This is a genomic window from Bacillus sp. JJ864 (assembly GCF_036963045.1).
GTDB lineage: Bacteria > Bacillota > Bacilli > Bacillales > Bacillaceae_G > Bacillus_A > Bacillus_A pseudomycoides_C.
This window is the reverse complement of the sequence record NZ_JBALLY010000120.1, coordinates 1-3,572: the sequence shown is the minus strand read 5'-3', so window position 1 is coordinate 3,572 and position 3,572 is coordinate 1. Positions and strand designations below refer to the sequence as shown.

Here is a 3,572-nt window from a genome sequence, read left to right as displayed (position 1 = left end):
ATACAAAAGTAGGCCAAACAAAAGTAGAAGGAACAAAAACGTGGAAAGACGACGATGCGACAGATCGTCCAAGCACAATCAAAGTTGATTTATTGCAAAACGGCCAAGTGATTGATACAAAAGAAGTAAGTGAAGCAGACGGTTGGAAATATGCGTTTACAGATTTAGCAGCATATGATGCAAACGGCAAAGCATATAAGTATGAAGTAAAAGAACAACCAGTAGACGGATACAAATCCGAAGTGATTGGTTATGACATTACGAATACAAAGATTAAGGAATCTACAAATACAGGTACGGATACAAATACAGGTACGGATACAAATACAGGTACGGATACAAATACAGGTACGGATACAAATACAGGTACAGATACAGGTACAAACACAGGTACAAACACAGATACAAATACAAATACAAATACAAATACAAATACAAATACAAATACAAATACAAATACAAGTACAAGTACAGATACAGGTACAAACACAGGTACAAATACAGGTAGAAACACGAATACAAACACGGGCACAGATACAAATACAGGTACAAACACAAACACAAATATTAAGAATCCAGAAGCGTCATCTAGTAAAAAAGGTAATAAGGCGCCGGGATTGCTTCCTGAAACAGGAGGAACACCAGCTTGGATGGTTTCAGTAGCAGGAGGTATGATGTTGTTTGTTATAGGTGGAATGTTACTGTTCCGTCGAAGAGTTAAATAATTAGATTAATTATTATGCTATAACCCGAGTAGTAGACAAGTTAAAAAGTCGCTATTCGGGTTTTTGTTATATAGAGAAGAGGTACTATGCAAAATCAATAACTATCTACAACCAATTATGAATCAAATTATTATGTTGGAAGTTCAATTGAAGATCCGGTATATCGAGAGTCTACTATGAAATTCATAGGTAACATAGCTATGAAAAAGTTGAGAAATGAAACGATTTCCAACAAGCTGTGGAACGTTATCGCTCATTCTCTCAAGAACAACAAGATTAGTTAATTACGAATCTAATAAATGGTTTAAACGATGTACATGAACAAACAAAATTGCTTATGATTTGTAATTTTTTGTGTAGATAGAGAGTGTCAAGCGTTAAAGGAGAGGAAATATGACATAAGGGAACTTATAAATTTATTATTAAATTGATTTTGAAACAAATTATACTTTTTTAAGTTACAAAACTGGTTATAAAAGTTACGAAACCTATTTTTATTGTCAAAACATCTGTAAAGTTTTAGGTAAGAGCATGAAATAGCCTTTAAGGAGGGAGTAAAAAGGGTTTGGTGAAGAAAATTTTGATGTGTTAAAAATATGCTATCAAATTTGGACATATCAGTAGAGTTTAATTGAAAACATGATTAGCCAAACATTTATGATCAAAGAGAGATGGTACATATGGTACAACTTAAGTGTTCGTAATTTGGCAGAAACGATGATAAAAATTTCACAGTTTTATATTATCATCGCTCATTTATTATGAAAATACAATAAATGGATTTGCTGCTATTTTAGTAACGCTAACGACTTTTAAATAGTGGATGAAAGGATATAAATTTCACAGTTTTTATACTATCATCATTTATTTTCTATGTCAATATCTTAATAATTGGATTTAGTGTTTTAGTAACGCTAACGACTCTTAAATAGTGGATGAAACGTATATAGAAGTCAATTTTTAAGTTTCTAAGCTTATAACAGTCGAAAAAGAGAAAAAGCAACTATTAAGTTGTTGTCATAGTGTAATTGTACCAAAAGCCATCCAAATATATTTTATAGGAGGATGACATGGGTCTAGCTTTAAAAAGAGTAACTTCGATTTTTTCAATAATAATGATTTTTATATTTACTATAGGCCAGAGTTTGCTGCCTATAATAGCAAATGCACAAGAATTAAGTACAACAGGATTTGTGGATAGTTTTACATTTGATAAAACAACACTAAACTATGGAGACAAGGCTAAAATAAATGTAACTTTCAGTGATAAATCTGGAAATAATATGAAATCCGGAGACACGTTAACATTAACACTGCCTCGAGAGTTAACAGGATTTAATGCAACGATTCCATTAAATGATGAGCAAGGTAATAATTTTGGTACTTGTGACGTAACTGCAGGTAAGGTGGTATGTACATTTATTGATATAGTGGAGAAACTTCATAATATCAAAGGACATTTTTATTTTGAAGTTCAAGCTAATAGTGTAGAACAAACAACAAATGTTGAAACAAATCTAGGTACAACTTTAGATAAGCAAACTGTCACAATTAAGAATTCGAGCGGTGGTAGTACAGGCACTACCCCGTTTTTTGGAAAAGTTGGTGATATTCAACCAAGTAACACCGATGAAGTACGTTGGTTCTTGAGAATAAACACAAAGAAAGAATATTTAGGTAGAGATATTGTTGTGTCTGATAGTTTGCAGGAAGGTCAAACACTTAATAAAGATGGTTTTCGAATAATAGTTAATGACCGAGAGGAGTTAACTATTAAGCAATTTGAAGATCAACGTTATGGATATGTTCAGTTTAATGACGACGGTCGTTCATTTAAAGTTGTGATTAACTGGAGTATGGGAAGTGCTAGGTCTTTTAACGTTTCGTATACAAGTACGATAACGGCAAGCGGAAAGAGCCAAGAATCTTTTAAAAATGATTATAAGATTGATTATCAAATTCTATACAAACAACCGGTTTCTGAGTCGGGGAGCGCTACAGTCGCAAATATAGCATCTGGCGGTGGTGCTCAAGGTGATTTACCTCCTAAAGGAACGTTAAGAATTATTAAGCATCTTGAAGGCGCTGAAGAAAAAGTAATACCGAATGTTTCATTTAAGTTGTATAAAGAGTCAGGCGAACAAGTTGGAGGTCAATATACAACAGATGAAAAAGGTATCATCGAAATCAAAGATTTAACACCAGGTAAATATTATGTGCAAGAAGTTTCAGCTCCAAACTATATTGATTTTGATCCACAAGCAAAAGTAACGTTTGAAGTAAAATCAGATGCTGTAAATGGAATTAAACTACCGATTTCGAATAAAGTGAAAACTACATCTGTTACAGGAACGAAGACGTGGAAAGACGACAATCAAAATCGTCCGGCAATAATCAAAGTAGATTTATTCCAAAATGGCCAAAAGATTGATACGAAAGAAGTAAGTGAAGCAACAGGCTGGAAATATGAATTTAAAAATTTAGCAGTCTACGATACAGACGGTAAAGAATATAAGTATGAAGTGAAAGAACAACCAGTAGATGGATATCAATCCGAAGTGAATGGTTATGACATCACAAATACAAAAGTAGGAAAGACAAAAGTAGAAGGAACAAAAACTTGGAAGGATAACAATGCAACAGATCGTCCAAGCTTAATCCAAGTAGAGTTATTCCGAAACGGTGAAAAGATCGACACGAAAGAAGTAACAGCAACAAACAACTGGAAGTACACATTTGCAGATTTAGAAGCATATGACGCAAATGGAGTAGCATACAAGTATGAATTGAAAGAGCAACCAGTGACAGGATATGAATCCAAAGTAAACGGTTATGACATCACAAATA

Annotated in this window: 2 protein-coding genes; both read left to right on the top strand. The window is 33.3% G+C overall.

Annotated elements, in window-relative coordinates; translation table 11 throughout:
* A partial coding sequence (locus V7024_RS17795; protein WP_335522302.1) for a Cna B-type domain-containing protein occupies nt 1-725 on the top strand: 725 nt, incomplete at its 5' end.
* Between the two features lie 1,070 nt (nt 726-1,795).
* Nucleotides 1,796-3,572, top strand: a 1,777-nt coding sequence (locus V7024_RS17785; protein WP_335522301.1) for a Cna B-type domain-containing protein, incomplete at its 3' end; no start/stop codon positions are given.